This window comes from Variovorax sp. V35 (assembly GCF_041154465.1).
Lineage (GTDB): Bacteria > Pseudomonadota > Gammaproteobacteria > Burkholderiales > Burkholderiaceae_C > Variovorax > Variovorax boronicumulans.
This window is the reverse complement of record NZ_AP028666.1, coordinates 5,825,538-5,840,838: the sequence shown is the minus strand read 5'-3', so window position 1 is coordinate 5,840,838 and position 15,301 is coordinate 5,825,538. Positions and strand designations below refer to the sequence as shown.

The window sequence follows — 15,301 nt, the reverse complement described above, 5'->3', positions numbered from 1 at the left end:
TGTGTTCTGAAGGGATTGAATCGTCGTGCATCGTTCGCCACCCGACTTCGCGTCACGCGTCTACGGACCCCAGCGCGTCGCAGCCATCGTCGCCACCCTGGTCGAAGAAGGCATCGCACCGGAACAAACCCTGAGCGGAAGTGGCCTGACGGAAGACCAGCTGCGCGCACCGGCGACGCGGATTTCCTACGAGCAGGCGGCCGTGGTCTTCCGCAACGCGGTGCGTCTGGCGCCCGGTCCCAGCATCGCCTTTCGCGCGGGCATCCGCATGCACCTCACGGCCTACGGCATGTACGGCTACGGCCTGCTGAGCAGCCCCACGCATGCCGACCTGATGGACTTCACCATCAAGTACAACCGCGTCATGGGCCCCGTGGCCGGGCCGGTGTCTTACACCTGCAGCAGCGGCACCGCGGTGCTGCCCTACGAGGTGCTGCTGTCGTCCGACCCGCAAGACCCGCTGTACCGCTTCGCGCTCGAGTTCGCCTTTGCGGTGCACCTGCGGCTGGGGCGCGATCTCTTCGGTCCTTCGTTCGGTCTTTCCGCACTGCACGTGCGCTTTGCCGAGCCCGAAGATTTGAGCGCCTACCGCACGCTGTTCTGCTGCCCCGTGGCGTTCGGCCAGCCGCGCGATGAACTGCATGTGGGCTCGCCGTGGGTGGGCCATCCCTCGCGGCTGCCCGACTCGGTCACGCATGCGATGGTGAGCGAGATGTGCCAGCAGGTGCTGGCCGATCTGCCGCGCTCGGGCGGTGTCTCGTCGGTGGTGCGGCGCACGCTGATCGACCACATGCCGTGGCGCTTTCCGACCATCGAACCGATGGCTTCGGAGCTGTCGATCCATCCGCGCACCTTGCGCCGTCGGCTCGAAACCGAAGGCACGACCTACCGAGGCATCCTGGCCGACGTGCGCCGCGTGCTGGCCATCGAGTACCTGCGCACCACGCGCATGACCACCGAGGAAATCGCCGAGCGACTGGGCTACAGCGACGCCTCGAACTTCCGCCACGCCTTCGTGCGCTGGACCGGCCGCAGCCCGCAGGACTACCGCGCGGCGAAGGCCTGAGCCTCGCCTGCGCGATGCCGCATCGGGCATCGTGAACATCGCTGCTGATTCGCATGCGCGCGCCGTCGTGCGGCGTTCGCGTGGCCGTCGATCCACACATCTGTTCGCAGTTGTGAGTCGCGCCTGCGCGTCGTTCAAATGCGCGTCCCGAAATCACCGCGAAGTGGTCGCATCGCACCTTTCCTTGTCGACGTCGCCGCGAAAAGATGGCGCCCAGAGCAACGACAACAAAGTGCCCGATCCGAGCCTCGCTGAAGGCCCGGACGAGGCCGACAGGAGACAACAACATGGATGCACCTCGCGCGTGCCGGCATGCCCGGCACGGACTGGACGTACGCGGCGGGTTCACACCATGCATGCGTGCCGCCGCACAGGCCGGGCGCCGCCGTTGCGCGGCGCCGTCACCCCTTTTCCCCGACCTCGATCCTCTCTCGAACGACCGCCCGACCGGGTAGCCGTGTGCATCGCGTCTGCACGTCGGGCTTTTTCTTCGCCTCTCTTTTTTCTCTTTTTCCCTTTCCCTCCACTCCCGAGATGACCATGACCGAATCTTCTTCGATGGCCCCGCCGTCCCGCCGCCTGCTGATGCTCGAGTGGCGCGCCGTGGCGGAGCTGTCCGCGTTCTTCACCATGGCCCCGATGCTGCGCATGGCGCCCGCGGGCGACGGGCATCCCGTGCTCGTGCTGCCCGGCCTCTCGGCGAGCGATGCCTCGACACAACCGCTGCGTGCCTTCCTGCGCGACCGCGGCTACCGCGCGCACGGATGGAAGCTCGGCCCCAACTTCGGTCCGCGCCCCGGTGTGGAAGACCAGATGCAGGAGCGCTTGGCCGAGCTGCACGAACGCTACCAGCGCAAGGTGAGCATCGTCGGCTGGAGCCTGGGCGGCGTGTTCGCACGCGAGCTGGCGCGGCGCGCGCCTTCGCAGGTGCGCAGCGTCATCACGCTCGGCAGTCCGTTCGCCGGCGAGCCACGCGCAAGCAACGCGTGGCGGCTGTACGAGATGGTGAGCGAGCGCAAGGTCGAGGACTGGCCCGAGCGCGAACGCATGCGCACGCCGCCGCCCGTGCCGGCCAGCGCCATCTACAGCCGCAGCGACGGCATCGTGGCCTGGCAGGGCTGCCGCGAACGCGAGACCGCGACCTCGGAAAACATCGAGGTCGAGGGCAGCCACTGCGGCCTCGGCCACAACCCCGTGGTGCTCTACGCCATCGCCGACCGGCTCGCACAGCCCGAGGGCCAGTGGAAGCCGTTCCGCCGCGAAGGCCTGCGCCGCCTGCTGTACCTCGATCCGCACCGCGACGTGCGCAAGGCCGCCTGACGCGCTTCAACGGTCAGTCATTCACCCACCCGTTCACTTCCTGGAGACGCACATGAACAGCAAGCCCTGGCTGGCTTCCTACCCCGAAGGCGTGGCGTGGGACCACGCGATCAAGCCCACCTCGGTCCAGCAGATCCTGGCCGACGCCGTGGCCGGTTTTCCCGACCGGCCGGCCATCGACTTCATGGGCAAGCGGCTGAACTACCGCGAGCTCGGCGCGCTGGTCGATCGCGCCGCCAAGGGGCTGCAGGCCCTGGGCGTGCGCCCCGGTGTGCACGTCGGCCTGTTCCTGCCCAACACGCCGCACTACCTGGTCGCGCTGTTCGGCGTGCTGCAGGCGGGCGGCACGGTGGTCAACTACTCGCCGCTCGATGCGGCGAAGGTGCTCGAGCACAAGATCGAGGACAGCCAGACCGATGTCCTCATCACGCTCGACCTGGCGGCGCTGTACCCGCAGATGGCCGCCATGCTCGGCAAGACACGGCTGAAGAAGCTCATCGTCGGCAACCTCGCCGAGATGACGGGCGCGCCCGAGCAGGTGGCCGCGCAGATGAAGGCGAAGAACGAAACGGTCGAGATCTCGGGCGATGAGCACCACCTGCGTTTTTCCGAACTGCTCGACAACGACGGCCGCTACACGCCGCACCCCCTCGGCGATCCGCGCGAGGCGCTGGCCATCCTGCAGTACACGGGCGGCACCACCGGCCTGCCCAAGGGCGCGATGCTCACGCACGCCAACCTGTCGTCGGCCTGCGAGCAGGTGGTGATCACGCAGTCGGGCACGCCGCCCGTGCTGCAGATGGGCACCGAGCGGCTGCTCGCGGTGCTGCCGCCGTTTCACATCTACGCGCTCACGGTCAACCTGCTGCTGGGCGTGCGCCTGGCGGCCGAGATCGTGCAGCACCTGCGCTTCGACCCCAAGGCCGCGCTGCGCGACATCGCCGAGAAGAAGCTCACCACCTTCTGCGGCGTGCCCACCATGTTCACCGCGGTGATCGGCGACCCCGACACGCCGCAGTACGACCTGCACTCGCTCAAGCTGTGCAACTCGGGCGGCGCGCCGCTGCCGATGGAGGTCGGCGAGCGCTTCCGCGCCATCACCGGCACCTGGCTGGCCGAAGGCTGGGGCATGACCGAGACCTCGCCCACCGGCACCTTCTCGCCCGCGCACGGCCAGCGCAAGGCGGGCTCGTGCGGCATTCCGCACCCGGGCGTGGTCATCAAGATGCTCGACCTCGAAGACCCCACGCGCTACGTGCCACTGGGCGAGAAGGGCGAGATGTGCATCCAGGGCCCCAACGTGATGAAGGGCTACTGGAACAAGCCCGGGGCCACGGCCGACAGCACCACCTTCGACGGCTTCTTTCGCACCGGCGACGTGGGCTACATGGACGAGGACGGCTTCGTCTTCATCGTCGACCGCTGCAAGGACATGCTGCTGTGCAGCGGCTACAACGTCTATCCGCGCGTGCTCGAAGAGGCCATCTACCAGCACCCGGCCGTGCATGAGGTGGCGGTGATCGGCGTGCCCGACGAATACCGCGGCCAGTCGCCCAAGGCCTTCGTCACGCTCAAACCCGGCGCCGAGGCCTTCGACATCAAGGCCCTGCAAACCTTTCTCAAGGAACGCGTGGGCAAGCACGAGATGGTGCAGGCCCTGGAGATCCGCGCCGCGCTGCCCAAGACGGCGGTGGGCAAGCTCTCCAAGAAAGACCTCGTGGACGAAGAGCTGCGCAAGCAGGCCGTCGCCGCGGCCACCGCCTGAGCGCGCGCATTCCCGAATTCCCACCGATCCCACCGACGAAAGAGGCCACGCCATGGACCACCTGAGCAGCATGGACGCGTCGTTCCTGCACCTTGAAACCCCCGAGACGCCGATGCACGTCGGCAGCCTCATGCTCCTGGACCTGCCCGAGGGCTACCGGGGCGACTACTACGAAGACGTGAAGGGCATGCTGGGCAAGCGGCTGCACCTGGCGTCGGTGCTCACGCGCAAGCTCGCGCAGATGCCTTTCGAGCTGGCCGAGCCGGTGTGGATCGACGACGACGACATCGACCTGGACTACCACGTGCGCAGCCTCACGCTGCGCCGCCCCGGCACCATGGAGCAGCTGCATCACCTCGTGGCGCGCCTGCATTCCAGCCTGCTCGACCGCAGCCGCCCGCTGTGGGAGATGTACGTCATCGAGGGCCTGGAGAACGGCCAGGTGGCCTTCTACACCAAGGCCCACCACAGCGGCGTCGACGGCAAGGCCGGCACCGAGTTGGCCAAGGTGCTCTACGACACCACGGCGCAGATGCGCGAGGTGCCGCCCGCGCGCCGCAAGCGCGGCAGCGGCAGCCACTACCAGCTCGGCGTGGCCGAGCTGCTGCAGGCGGCGGTGTCCAACTCGGCGCGCCAGTACCGCAAGCTCGCCGAGCTGCTGCCGGCGGCCGCGCGCGCCCTCACGGCGGCCGGCAGCGTGCTGGCGAGCCAGCAGACCGGCAAGGGCGAGCGGCGCCTGAGCCTGGGCATGGCGCCCAAGAGCATGTTCAACGACGCCATCACCAACCAGCGCTCGTACAGCACGATGTCGCTGCCCTTCGACGAACTGAAGGCGCTGGGCAAGCGCGTGGGCGGCACCGTCAACACCATCGTGATGGCGATGTGCAGCGAGGCGCTGGCCCGCTTCCTGAAGGAGCGCAACCTGCTGCCGAAGGAAGCGCTGATCGCCGGCGTGCCCGTGAGCCTGCGCGCCGAGGGCGACGACTCGATGAACAACCAGGTGTCGATGGTGCGCGTGGACCTGGCGACCGACATCGGCGACGCGGCCGAGCGCTTCAAGGCGATCCATGCCTCGTCAGAGGCGGCCAAGGCCGTGGTGCGCGAGCTCAAGCCCGTGCTCGGCGTCGACATGCCGATCACCGGCTCGCCCTGGCTCATGACCAGCCTGGCCTCGCTGTACGGCCGCTCCAACCTCGCGCGCCGCGTGCCGCCCGCGGCCAACGTGCTGATCTCGAACGTGCCGGGCCCGGGCGCCACGCTCTATGTGGCGGGCGCGCGGATGATGCACTTCTACCCCGTGTCGATCCCGTACCACGGCAGCGCGCTGAACATCACGGTGCAGAGCTACGCGGGCTCGCTCGACTTCGGCCTCACGGCCTGCCGCCGCATCCTGTCGCAGGAAGAGTCGTACGAGCTGATCGGCCACCTGCGCGCGGCGCTGCGGCAGATCGAGCGGCTGCCCAGCGTCGAGAGCGCGGCCAAGCCGGCGGTCGCGAAAGAGGCGCAGGCCGAGGCCGTGCCCGCCAAGGCCCCGCGCCGCGCGAAGGCGCCGGCCGCCGCCAAGCCGCGCGTGGCTGCTGCGGCTGCCGCGCCCGCCAGCAAGAAGCCCCGCGCGCCGCGCAAGCCGGCCGCTCCCCCCAAGGGCAAGCGCGCCGCTGCCGCTGCCTAGCCTTCCCGCCGATTCCTTCACCGACCGACCCTCAAAGGAAAGCAAGACCATGACTCCCACTTCTGCGCAGGTCCCCGCCCGCGCGCCGTACAACGCGGCGGACGAGGCTTTGTTTTCGAAGGTCAGCTGGCACCTGCTGCCGCTGTTGATCCTCTGCTACATCGTCGCCTTCATCGACCGCATCAACATCGGCTTCGCGCAGCTGCAGATGAAGCAGACGCTGGACTTCAGCAACGAGGCCTATGCGCTGGGCGCGGGCATCTTCTTCATCGGCTACTTCCTCTTCGAGGTGCCCAGCAACCTGATGCTCGAGAAGATCGGCGCGCGCAAGACGCTGCTGCGCATCATGTTCTGCTGGGGGCTCGTGGCCTCGGCCATGATGTTCGTGGAGACCACCACGCAGTTCTACGTGCTGCGCTTCCTGCTGGGCGCGTTCGAGGCGGGCTTCTTCCCGGGGATCATCCTGTACCTCACCTACTGGTATCCCTCGGCGCGGCGCTGCAAGGTGATCTCGATCTTCATGACGGCCACGGCCATCGGCTACCTGCTGGCCGGCCCGCTGTCGGGCTGGATCATGAAGTACATGAACGGCCTGGGCGGCCACCACGGCTGGCAATGGCTGTTCGTGGTGCAGGGGCTGCCGGCCTCGCTGCTCGGCATCGTCGCGTTCTTCTACCTGAAGGACAAGCCCGAGCAGGCCAACTGGCTCACGCCGTCCGAGAAGCTCGCGCTGCGCAACCACCTGGACAACGAGCCGCATGCCGTGGAGACCGCCTCGCACGGTTCGTTCTGGGCGCTGCTGCGCGACCCCAAGGTGTTCACGATGGCCTTCGTGTACTTCCTGTTCCTGGGCGCCAACTACACGCTGGTGTTCCTGGTGCCCACGCTCATCAAGAACTGGGGCGTGGGCGACGTGTTCATGGTCGGCCTGCTGTCGGCCATTCCGGCGGTCTTCGGCGCCGTGGGCATGGTGTTCGTCGGACGCAGTTCCGACAAGCACCTGGAGCGGCGCAAGCATTTCTTCTTCTGCGTGGCGCTGGCCTCGGCGGGCCTGCTGGTGGCCGTGTTCAGCGGTGGCAACCTGGTGCTGGCGCTGGCGGGCCTCGCGGTGATGAGCATCGGCCAGTCGGCCAACACGCCGATCTTCTTCGCGGCCATCAGCGAGTACCTGCCGCGCAAGTCGGCGGCCGGCGGCATCGCGCTGATCAGCAGCCTGGGCAACCTCGGGCCCGCCGTGATGCCGGTGATCACCGCGTGGATCACCACCGCCTCGGGCAGCTCGGACAACAGCATGTTCCTTGCGATCGGGCTGTGGCTGTCGTCCGGCGTGGTCCTGCTGCTCGTCATGCGGCCCGCCGGCGCGCGCCGCTCGCAGCTCGCGACGGCCTGATTTTTTGTGACCCGCTATTTCATTCACACAAGGAGATTCGATCCATGGCAACCAGCAAGACCGCAGCCAACGCCAATCCGCTCTTTCCCACGGCGCTGCCGTCGATGGAAGATTTCAGCAAGCTGATCGAGCAGCTCAAGCTGCCCGGCGTGGACGTCGGCGCGCTCGTGGAGTGGCAGCGCAAGGACATGGAGGCCCTGGCCGAGGCCAACCGTCAGGCCTACGAAGGCATCCAGTCGCTGGCGCAGCGGCGCGGCGAGATCCTGCGCGACACGCTGGCCCAGTGGCAGGACGCGCTGAAGGACGCCACCGGCAAGGACGCGATCTCCAAACAGGCCGAGGTCGCGCAGCGCGGCGTGCAGCAGGCCGTCGACAACTTCCGCGAACTGGCGCAGCTGGAAGCGCAGGCGCGCAACAACAGCTGGAAGGTGGTGCAGGACCGCCTGAACGAGAACATGGCCAACCTGCAGCAGCTGCTGCAGCCGAAGAAATAGGGGCGCTCCCGCGGACGCAATGTCCGCGCAACGACTGCTGGTAGCCTTGCCGGATTGTTCAGGCGCGCCTCGCCCCGCGAGGTCGCGCGATCCGGATGAATCAGAAAGGACTCAGCGCGTGGTTGTGACAGGGAGAAGATGGGGCGCGTGCGCCGCGTTGATGGCGGCATTGCTGGTGGGCGCATGCTCCACCATGCCCAGCACGCCGGTGGCGGGCCCCGGCGAGTACGTCGTGCAGACGGGCGACACGCTCTACCGCATCGCGCAGCGGCACGGCCGGACGACGGCTGAGATCGCCCGCTGGAACCAGATCAAGGACCCCGACCAGCTCGAAGCCGGGCAGGTGCTGCGCGTGGTGCCGCCGGGCGGCGCCACGACAGGGGCTGCCACGCCCCCGCCGCGCAGCAGCAGCAGCAGCGGCGGCAGTGCAGAAAAAGCCAAGCCCGCGCCCGCACCCCGCGAGCGCGATCCCGTGGTGCCGCCCGCCTCGCGGCGCAGCGACTGGGGCTGGCCGACGCAGGGCGCGGTCATCGCCGGCTTCAACGGCAACAGCAACAAGGGCCTGGACATCGGCGGCAGCAGCGGCGAGCCCGTGCACGCGATCGGCGCCGGCTCGGTGGCCGCCACCGAAACCATGCGCGGCTACGGCAGCGTGATCATGGTCGACCACGGCGGCTCCTACATGTCGATCTACACCAACGTGGGCACCGTGGGCGTGAAGCAGGGCCAGCGCGTGCAGCGCGGCCAGAAGCTCGCCGAGATCGGCCCGGCGGAGGGCGGGCGCGCCAAGCTGCACTTCGAGATCCGCTACCGCGGCAAGGCCGTCGATCCGCGGCTGTACCTGCCGGCGAAGTAAGCGGATCGGGCCCTCAGCCCTGCGGCCGGGTGAGCAGGTCGAGCTCGGCCCGCAGGCGGCGCACCGCGACTTCATGGCGCCGCGTCTGCGGCCCGCGCCCATGCGTGCCGGCCTTCAGGATGAGCCGCAATTGCTCGCGCTGCAGCTGCGCCTTCAGGCGCCGGGCGCGCTTGCCGAATTCCTTGCCCATGTCGCGGCGCACGCGGTAGCGCAGCAGCGGCGCGCCCAGGCGCACCCATTCGTCGTCGCGGATCAGCTCGCGCTCGGGCACGAAGTAGGCGGCCAGCGCATGCAGGTAGGTGCCGTTCTCCCGCGCGGCGGCGCGCCAGACGAAAGCGGCGGCGATCACCACCGGAATGCCCTTGACGATGAGCAGCAGCGCGATGCCGACAAAGCCGTCGTCGAAGCGGTCCTCGAGCAGCGGCGAGTTCCAGATGAAGTGCATGGCCCACGCCAGCGCGAAGTAGAAAAGGGCACAGCCGATGCGCGCCGCCATCGAGCGCTGCGGGTTCAGCAGGAACCACGCCACGCCGAACGAGGCGATGGTCGTGTAGGCCGCGTGGCTCCACAGCCCGCTCAGCAGCCCGCGCATCAGCAGGTGGTAGAGCACCGGGTACACCTGGTTCTCGAGCGGGAAGTTCACGGCGCTGTTCACCGTGTAGCTCAGGTTCTCGATCACCTGGAAGCCCAGCCCGGCCATGGCGCCGACGATCAGCACCGACAGGTAGGTTTCGAACTGGTTGCGCGCGATCAGCACCAGCAGGATCACGCCCGCGAGCTTCAAGAATTCTTCGGTGATCGGCCCTGCGATGGCCGGCCCCCACGCCGCCACGAACTCCGGCGACACCAGCTTGGCGCACAGGCTCTGGATGGCGATGTTGGCCGGCGCCGCGAAGTACACCGCGCCCAGCCCGCCCCACGCAAAGGCCAGCACGTAGGCCTCGGGCGGGTGCTGCTCCAGCAGGTCGAGCGTGCGGAAAAACAGCACGAACGCCGCCGTGTAGCCGCCCCACACCAGCAGGCCCAGCAGCGCGGTGACGGGCACCACGCGAAAGCCCAGAGAGAACATCGACACCGTGTAGAACAGCCCGTTGACGATCAGCGCCGCCAGCAGCCAGAACGCGGCGCGCTGCGGCTGGAAGAACGAGTCTGTGCCGATCGGCCAGTCGGCGTCTTCCTGCGTGGCAACAGTGGCTTCAGTGGCTTCGGTGGTGGTGCTCACAGCGGTGCCTCCAGGTCCATCGAGTCGAGCATCTTGCGGGCGTCGGCCAGCGCTTCGTTGAAGCCGTCGGTGGGGCCGTACACGTCGATCTGCACCAGCGAGCGGCGCGGCGTGTCGACCACCTGCCAGAAGCGGCCGGCGAGCTTGGCGCCGTAGTAGGCAAAAGTCTTGCCCTGCAGGCCCCAGCCGGTGACGAAGTCGGACACGTCGCCTTCGACGGTCAGGCCCTGGCCGCGCTCCATGAGCCGCTGCTGGCGCACCATGGGGCCGTCGGGCCCGCCCATCCACAGGCGCGTGGTCACGAGGAACTTGTGGCCGCCCTTGAAGAGCATGAGCGACTGGCCGGCCTTGGAGCGCGACACGTCCATCTGCCAGCCCGGCGCGGGCTCGAAGCGCGCGTGGGCGACCGACACCGTCTCGCCCGCGGGCAGCGGCCGGCTGCCGGGCGTGTGGTTGTTCCAGAAGGTCAGGCCGCCGACGTACGCGGCAATGGCCAGGAGGATCGCGAGCGCGCCCGGCCAGGTGCGGTACGGGATGCGGCGGGACGGTTGAAGCATCCGTGGATCGTGCCACACCGAAGCGACGGCGCGGGGGCGCCGCCGCTGTTGTCAGGCGCTCAGAACGCCATGCGAATACCAACGTCGTAGCCCAGCGCGCGGTGCGGCTGCATGCCGTTGGTGGTCGCGTAGGCCGGCTGCGGGAAGATCGCCGGCAGGCTCAGCACCAGCGGCGTCACGCCCATCACCGTCGGGTTGTTGCGGCCGTTGGCGATGTGGATGCGCGCCACCGAGGCATACAGCGCCGTGCGCTTGGAGAGGTTGTGCACGTAACCCAGCGCCAGCTTGTTCACCGACGAATTGCCGTCGGGCAGGCCCAAGCCGTTGACGAAGCGCACGCGCGCATACGAGGCGCGCACCACGCCCGCGCCCAGCGGCACGTTCACGCCGGCCATGAGGCCGTCGTAGCGGTCGCTCAGGCGCAGCGAGGCGTTGGCAAACGGCGTGGCGCTGTGGCGCACGTCACGCACGCGCGACCATTCGCCGAACACCTTCACCACGCCGAAGTCGTAGGAAGCGCCGAGGTTTAGGCTCTTGATCTTCTCGCTCTGCGCGGCGGCGCTGGCCAGCGTGCTCTCGCCGTAGCCCAGCGCCACGTCGGCCGGGCCGCTGGCCCAGCCGATGCGCCCGCCCACGTAGCGCCCGCGCTGCGAGGGGCTGTCGGGCGTGTTGCTGACCTTCGTGTTCTCGTGCAGCGCGTACTGCACCTGGCCGTAGAAGCCGCCCAGGTTCGGCGGCAGGAAGTAGCTGATGGCGTTGCTGGTGCGCAGGTAGCTGTCGGTGCCGGCCGAGAGCCCGCCGTTCAGCAGGCCGCCCGTGGCCAGCGCGCGCGAGGCCGCGATGTTGCTGTTGACCACCGCGATCAGGTTGGTGCCCACGCCGTTGACGCTGAAGGGGTCGAACACCGCGTCGTTCCAGAACGAGGCCGTGTAGTCGCGGCCCAGGCGCACTTCGCCGAAGGGCCCGCTGAGGCTGAGCGTGGAGCGGCGTCCGAAGTTGGTGATGCCGCTGCCCGTGTCGTTGCTCAGCGGCGCCTCCAGCCAGAAGCTCGCGGCCAGCCCGCCGCCCAGGTCCTCGGTGCCGCGAAAGCCGATGCGGCTGGACGCATTGCCCGAGGGCGACAGCACGGTCTGGCTCTGGCGCAGTTCGGCCGGGCGCAGCGGGTTGTACGAACTGCTGGTGGTGCGGTAGTGGCTCACGCCCGCGTCCATCACGCCGAACAGCGTGAGCGAGGACTGGGCGAGGGTGGCGCCGGCAGCGAGGGTCGCGGCCGCGGCGGCGATGAGGGTCTTCTTCTTCATGGTCTTGTCTCCTGGTTGTTGTGTGTGTTGTCGTCTCTGTCGTCGTGGGGGCTGCGTGTCAGGGCGCCCAGCGCAGCAGCGCGAGCACCAGCGCGGCGATGAAGACGGTCTCGCCGACCATCAGCACCACCGGCTTGAGGCCCACGTCGACCAGCTCGCGCAGCTGCGTCTTCATGCCGATGCCGGCCATGGCCGCCACCAGGAACCAGCGCGACAGGTCGCTGCCCGCGGTGGCGAGGGGCGGCGGTAGCCAGCCCGTGCTATTGAGCGCCACCAGCGCGGCGAAGGCCACCGCGAACCACGGCAGCAGCGGCGGGCGCTGGCCGCCCACGGCCTTGCCGGTGGCGCGCGTGAACATCACGGCGAACAAGATGACCGGCAGCAGCGCCGCCACGCGCATCAGCTTGACCAGCGTGGCCGTGTCGCCCGTGGCCTGCGACATGCCGTAGCCCGCGCCCACCACCTGCGCCACGTCGTGGATGGTGGCGCCCAGGAACACGCCGGCCGTGTGTTCGTCCATGCCGAGGGCGCGCGCGATCAGGGGGTAGGCGATCATCGTGAGCGTCGACAGCGCCGACACGCCCACCACCGTGAACAGCGTGGCGCGCTCCTTCAGCGGATGCGGCGGCAGCGCCGCGGCCAGCGCCAGCGCGGCCGAGGCGCCGCAGATCGCGGTGGCGCCGCCGCTGAGCAGGCCGAACAGCACGTTGAAGCCCATCAGCCGCGCCACGACCATCGACACGCCGATGGTCAGCACCAGCGACACCGCCACCAGCAGCACCGGGTGCCAGCCCAGCGCCACCACCTGCGCGGCCGTGATGCGCAGCCCCAGCAGCGCCACGCCCCAGCGCAGCACGTGGCGCGCGGTGAACTCGATGCCGGGCTTGCACGGGCCTTCGGCCGAGAGAAAGTTCATCGCCATGCCGAGGATGAGCGCGAACAGCATCACCGGCGCACCGTAGTGCTGCGACAGGAAGGTGGACGCGGCGGCGACCACCGCGCAGGCGAGCACGCCCGGAAAGAGCAGGCGGCCGCGCGCCGGCCATGCGGCGACAGACAAGGCGGTCATGAAAACCTCAGGGCACGAGCACGGTGGCGCCGGTGGTCTTGCGGCCTTCGAGGGCGCGGTGCGCTTCGGCCGCGTCGGCCAGTGCGAAGCTCTGCTGGGGCTCGCTCACGATGCGACCGGCCAGCACGTGGCCGAACAATTCATCGGCCATCGCAAGCATGTGCGGGCGCGGGTGGATGTAGTGAACCATCGCGGGCCGTGTGAGCCAGATCGAGCCCTTCGCGGCCAGCACCTGCGAATCGACGACCACGGCGCCCGACGAGGTGCCATTGCTCACGAGCGTGCCGCGCGGCTGCAGGCAGTCCAGCGAGGCCTCCAGCGTGTCTTTCCCCACCGAGTCGTACACCACGGGCACGCCCTTGCCCTCGGTAATCTCGCGCACGCGTTGGGCGATGTTCTCGCGCGAAGTCACGATGGTGTAGGTGCAGCCGTTGGCTTTGGCGACCGCGGCTTTCTCGTCGGTGCTCACGGTGCCGATCATCGTGACGCCCATCGCACGTGCCCACTGGCAGGCGATGAGGCCCACGCCACCGGCGGCTGCGTGGTACAGGATCGTCTCGCCCCCCTTCAATGGATAGACCTGGCGGAACAGGTACTGCGCTGTCATGCCCTTCATCATCAGTGTGGCAGCGGTGCGATCGGAGATGCCATCGGGCAGCGGGATCAACACATCGGCCGGCATCACGCGTACTTGCGAATACGCCCCCTGCGGCCCGATGAGGTAGCCCACGCGATCGCCCACGCGGATGTCGGTCACGCCCGGCCCCACGGCTTCGACCACGCCCACGGCATCGGAGCCGAGGCCGTTGGGCAGTGCCAGCGGATAGCGCCCGGTGCGGAAATAGATGTCGATGAAGTTGACGGCAATGAGGCTGTGGCGCACGCGCGCCTGGCCCGGGCCGGGCTCGCCGACCTCGACGTGTTCGAGTTTCAGCACGTCGGCGCTGCCGGTCTCGTGGAAGCGGATGGCTTGGACCATGGGAATTTCTTTCGGTGTGAAGGGCAGGCGGGCAGAAAGGCTTCAGCCCGCCGAGAGTTCGTCGATGAAGGCCTGCGCGCCCGGCCATTCGCCGTAGCCCGAGGCGGGGTTGAGGTGGCCGACCTCGCCGAGGTCGACCAGGCGGCTGCCCCAGCCCTGCGCCATCTGCACCACGCGCTCGAACGGCGCCAGCGGGTCGTCGCGGCTGGCCGCCACGATGCTCGGGAACGGCAGCGGCCCGCTGGGCACGGGCAGCCAGCCGCCGGCGCGCAAGGCCTCGACGGTGGGGTAGCCCTCGGGCATCGGCCGCTCGAAGTCGGGTGGCGTGGCCAGCAGGGCGCCGCGCACCGGCCGGCGCGTGCGCTGCGCCCAGTGCGCCAGCATCACCACGCCGCCGCTGTGCGCCACGACGACCAACGGCCCCTCGACCGCCTGCGCCTCGCGCTCGATGGCCGCCACGCGCGCGGCGCAGTCGAGGTCGTCGCGGCCCATGGGCGGCACGGCGCGCACGCGCGGCAGGCGTGCGGCGAGCAGGGTCTGCCAGTGGCTGGCGACGGCGTCGCGCAGGCCGGGAACGATGAGGACGGTGGGAGCGGTCATGTCGGCCTGCGCCCTCACTGGTTGAGCTGGATGTTGTAGGTCTTGACGATCCGCGCGTTGCGCTCGTACTCGTCGTGCGTGATCTTCGCGAGCTGCTCGGGGCTCTCGCTGGTCATCGGCACGAAGTTCTGCGCGATGAGCCGCTCCCGCACCTTCGGCGAGGAGGCGGCCTTCGTGAGGACCGCATTGATCCGTTTGACGAGGTCGTCGGGCATCTTTGCCGACACGATGGCGCCGGCCCAGTTCGAGAAGTCGATCTCGTCGAAGCCCTGCTCGGCCATCGTGGGCACCTCCGGCAGCTGCGCCAGCCGGGTCTTGGCCCCGACCCCGAAGACCTTCACCTTGCCGGCCTTGATCAGCGGCAGCGACGTGACGATGCCGTCGAACAGGATGTCGACCTGGCTGCCCATCAGGTTCTGCAGCGCCGGCGGCGAGCCCGGGAACGGCACGTGCTGCAGGTCCAGCCCCGCCTTGCGGGCGAAGATGGCGCCGGCGTAGTGCGAGCTGGTGCCCGCGGAGTACGAGGCGTAGCTGCCCGGGCTGCCCTTGCCGGTCTTCAGGTAGGCGATGAGGCCTTTCAGGTCGTTGGCCGGCACCGACGGCGCGCTCACCAGCACCATCGCCGAGCGCGCCACCATGGTCACCGGCTTCACGTCCTTGACCGGGTCGAAGCTGGTCTTCATCACCAGGGGAATCTCGGTCAGGATGTTGCTGACCATGAACATGATGGTCCGCCCGTCGGGCGGCGCGCTGTTGAGCGCCTGCACCCCGATGGCGCCACCGGCGCCCGGCTTGTTGTCGACGATCACCGGCTGCCCGATCTCGGCCGAGATCGCGTCGGACAACACGCGGGCCACGACGTCCATGGTGCCGCCCGCGGGCGCCGGCACCACGATCCGCACGGGCTTGGTGGTCCAGGCATGGGCGAGCAGGGGCGCGGCGGCCAGGGCGGCTGCCCAGGGCTTCAGGCGGCGAAGGATGTTGTGGGTTTTTTTCATCGCGATGTCTCCAGG

General features: G+C 69.0%; 14 protein-coding genes. 7 read left to right on the top strand and 7 right to left on the bottom strand.

All coding sequences use genetic code 11. The annotated features are described in order from the left end of the window. The first annotated feature begins 25 nt into the window (after positions 1 to 25). The 7 genes from ACAM42_RS26845 (at position 26) to ACAM42_RS26815 (ending at position 8,560) form a co-directional block, all read left to right on the top strand. Entirely contained in the window at positions 26 to 1,066 is a 1,041-nt protein-coding gene (locus ACAM42_RS26845; protein ID WP_369629952.1) for an AraC family transcriptional regulator, read from the top strand. Positions 1,067 to 1,606: 540 nt separating this feature from the next. Further along, entirely contained in the window at positions 1,607 to 2,386 is a 780-nt protein-coding gene (locus ACAM42_RS26840; RefSeq protein ID WP_095948796.1) for a triacylglycerol lipase, read from the top strand. 52 nt (positions 2,387 to 2,438) lie between these two features. Then, positions 2,439 to 4,151, top strand: coding sequence for a long-chain fatty acid--CoA ligase (locus tag ACAM42_RS26835; protein ID WP_369629951.1), 1,713 nt, complete (start codon positions 2,439 to 2,441; stop codon positions 4,149 to 4,151). 52 nt (positions 4,152 to 4,203) lie between these two features. Further along, complete coding sequence (locus ACAM42_RS26830; RefSeq protein ID WP_159275469.1) at positions 4,204 to 5,820, top strand: wax ester/triacylglycerol synthase family O-acyltransferase; 1,617 nt, start codon at positions 4,204 to 4,206, stop codon at positions 5,818 to 5,820. A gap of 49 nt (positions 5,821 to 5,869) precedes the next feature. Further along, on the top strand, positions 5,870 to 7,210 hold the full coding sequence (locus ACAM42_RS26825; protein ID WP_369629950.1) for an MFS transporter: 1,341 nt from the start codon (positions 5,870 to 5,872) through the stop codon (positions 7,208 to 7,210). Between the two features lie 44 nt (positions 7,211 to 7,254). Beyond that, on the top strand, positions 7,255 to 7,704 hold the full coding sequence (gene phaP / locus ACAM42_RS26820; protein ID WP_062482377.1) for a TIGR01841 family phasin: 450 nt from the start codon (positions 7,255 to 7,257) through the stop codon (positions 7,702 to 7,704). Between the two features lie 193 nt (positions 7,705 to 7,897). Beyond that, a complete protein-coding gene (locus tag ACAM42_RS26815; protein WP_369629949.1) occupies positions 7,898 to 8,560 on the top strand; it encodes a peptidoglycan DD-metalloendopeptidase family protein in 663 nt (220 codons plus the stop codon). A 13-nt stretch (positions 8,561 to 8,573) separates the two neighbouring features. On the opposite strand, the gene ACAM42_RS26810 is transcribed toward ACAM42_RS26815, so the two are convergent. Genes ACAM42_RS26810 through ACAM42_RS26780 form a run of 7 tightly spaced genes read right to left on the bottom strand, consistent with a single transcriptional unit; the run spans position 8,574 to position 15,286 of the window. Continuing rightward, on the bottom strand, positions 8,574 to 9,782 hold the full coding sequence (locus tag ACAM42_RS26810) for a PrsW family intramembrane metalloprotease (protein WP_369629948.1): 1,209 nt from the start codon (positions 9,780 to 9,782) through the stop codon (positions 8,574 to 8,576). Next, the gene (locus ACAM42_RS26805; RefSeq protein WP_095746625.1) at positions 9,779 to 10,339 is read right to left on the bottom strand and encodes a hypothetical protein; all 561 of its coding nucleotides are present in this window, start codon (positions 10,337 to 10,339) and stop codon (positions 9,779 to 9,781) included. The genes ACAM42_RS26810 and ACAM42_RS26805 overlap by 4 nt, the downstream gene beginning before the upstream one ends. A 59-nt stretch (positions 10,340 to 10,398) precedes the next feature. Then, complete coding sequence (locus tag ACAM42_RS26800; RefSeq protein ID WP_369629947.1) at positions 10,399 to 11,640, bottom strand: porin; 1,242 nt, start codon at positions 11,638 to 11,640, stop codon at positions 10,399 to 10,401. 58 nt (positions 11,641 to 11,698) lie between these two features. Next, entirely contained in the window at positions 11,699 to 12,709 is a 1,011-nt protein-coding gene (locus ACAM42_RS26795) for a YeiH family protein (RefSeq protein ID WP_369629946.1), read from the bottom strand. A gap of 7 nt (positions 12,710 to 12,716) precedes the next feature. Further along, positions 12,717 to 13,688, bottom strand: a complete 972-nt coding sequence (locus ACAM42_RS26790) for a quinone oxidoreductase (protein WP_369629945.1) — start codon at positions 13,686 to 13,688, stop codon at positions 12,717 to 12,719. A gap of 42 nt (positions 13,689 to 13,730) precedes the next feature. Next, entirely contained in the window at positions 13,731 to 14,288 is a 558-nt protein-coding gene (locus ACAM42_RS26785; protein WP_369629944.1) for an RBBP9/YdeN family alpha/beta hydrolase, read from the bottom strand. A gap of 14 nt (positions 14,289 to 14,302) precedes the next feature. Continuing rightward, on the bottom strand, positions 14,303 to 15,286 hold the full coding sequence (locus tag ACAM42_RS26780) for a tripartite tricarboxylate transporter substrate binding protein (protein WP_369629943.1): 984 nt from the start codon (positions 15,284 to 15,286) through the stop codon (positions 14,303 to 14,305). Positions 15,287 to 15,301: the final 15 nt, after the last annotated feature.

Excerpts from the sequence above, each read along its gene's own strand:
- ACAM42_RS26815 (WP_369629949.1), top strand. The coding sequence starts at position 7,898 with ATGCCCAGCACGCCGGTGGCGGGCCCCGGCGAGTACGTCGTGCAGACG.
- ACAM42_RS26840 (WP_095948796.1), top strand. The coding sequence starts at position 1,607 with ATGACCGAATCTTCTTCGATGGCCCCGCCGTCCCGCCGCCTGCTGATG.
- ACAM42_RS26835 (WP_369629951.1), top strand. The coding sequence starts at position 2,439 with ATGAACAGCAAGCCCTGGCTGGCTTCCTACCCCGAAGGCGTGGCGTGG.
- ACAM42_RS26785 (WP_369629944.1), bottom strand. The coding sequence starts at position 14,288 with ATGACCGCTCCCACCGTCCTCATCGTTCCCGGCCTGCGCGACGCCGTC.
- ACAM42_RS26825 (WP_369629950.1), top strand. The coding sequence starts at position 5,870 with ATGACTCCCACTTCTGCGCAGGTCCCCGCCCGCGCGCCGTACAACGCG.
- phaP (WP_062482377.1), top strand. The coding sequence starts at position 7,255 with ATGGCAACCAGCAAGACCGCAGCCAACGCCAATCCGCTCTTTCCCACG.
- ACAM42_RS26830 (WP_159275469.1), top strand. The coding sequence starts at position 4,204 with ATGGACCACCTGAGCAGCATGGACGCGTCGTTCCTGCACCTTGAAACC.
- ACAM42_RS26795 (WP_369629946.1), bottom strand. The coding sequence starts at position 12,709 with ATGACCGCCTTGTCTGTCGCCGCATGGCCGGCGCGCGGCCGCCTGCTC.
- ACAM42_RS26800 (WP_369629947.1), bottom strand. The coding sequence starts at position 11,640 with ATGAAGAAGAAGACCCTCATCGCCGCCGCGGCCGCGACCCTCGCTGCC.
- ACAM42_RS26780 (WP_369629943.1), bottom strand. The coding sequence starts at position 15,286 with ATGAAAAAAACCCACAACATCCTTCGCCGCCTGAAGCCCTGGGCAGCC.
- ACAM42_RS26805 (WP_095746625.1), bottom strand. The coding sequence starts at position 10,339 with ATGCTTCAACCGTCCCGCCGCATCCCGTACCGCACCTGGCCGGGCGCG.
- ACAM42_RS26790 (WP_369629945.1), bottom strand. The coding sequence starts at position 13,688 with ATGGTCCAAGCCATCCGCTTCCACGAGACCGGCAGCGCCGACGTGCTG.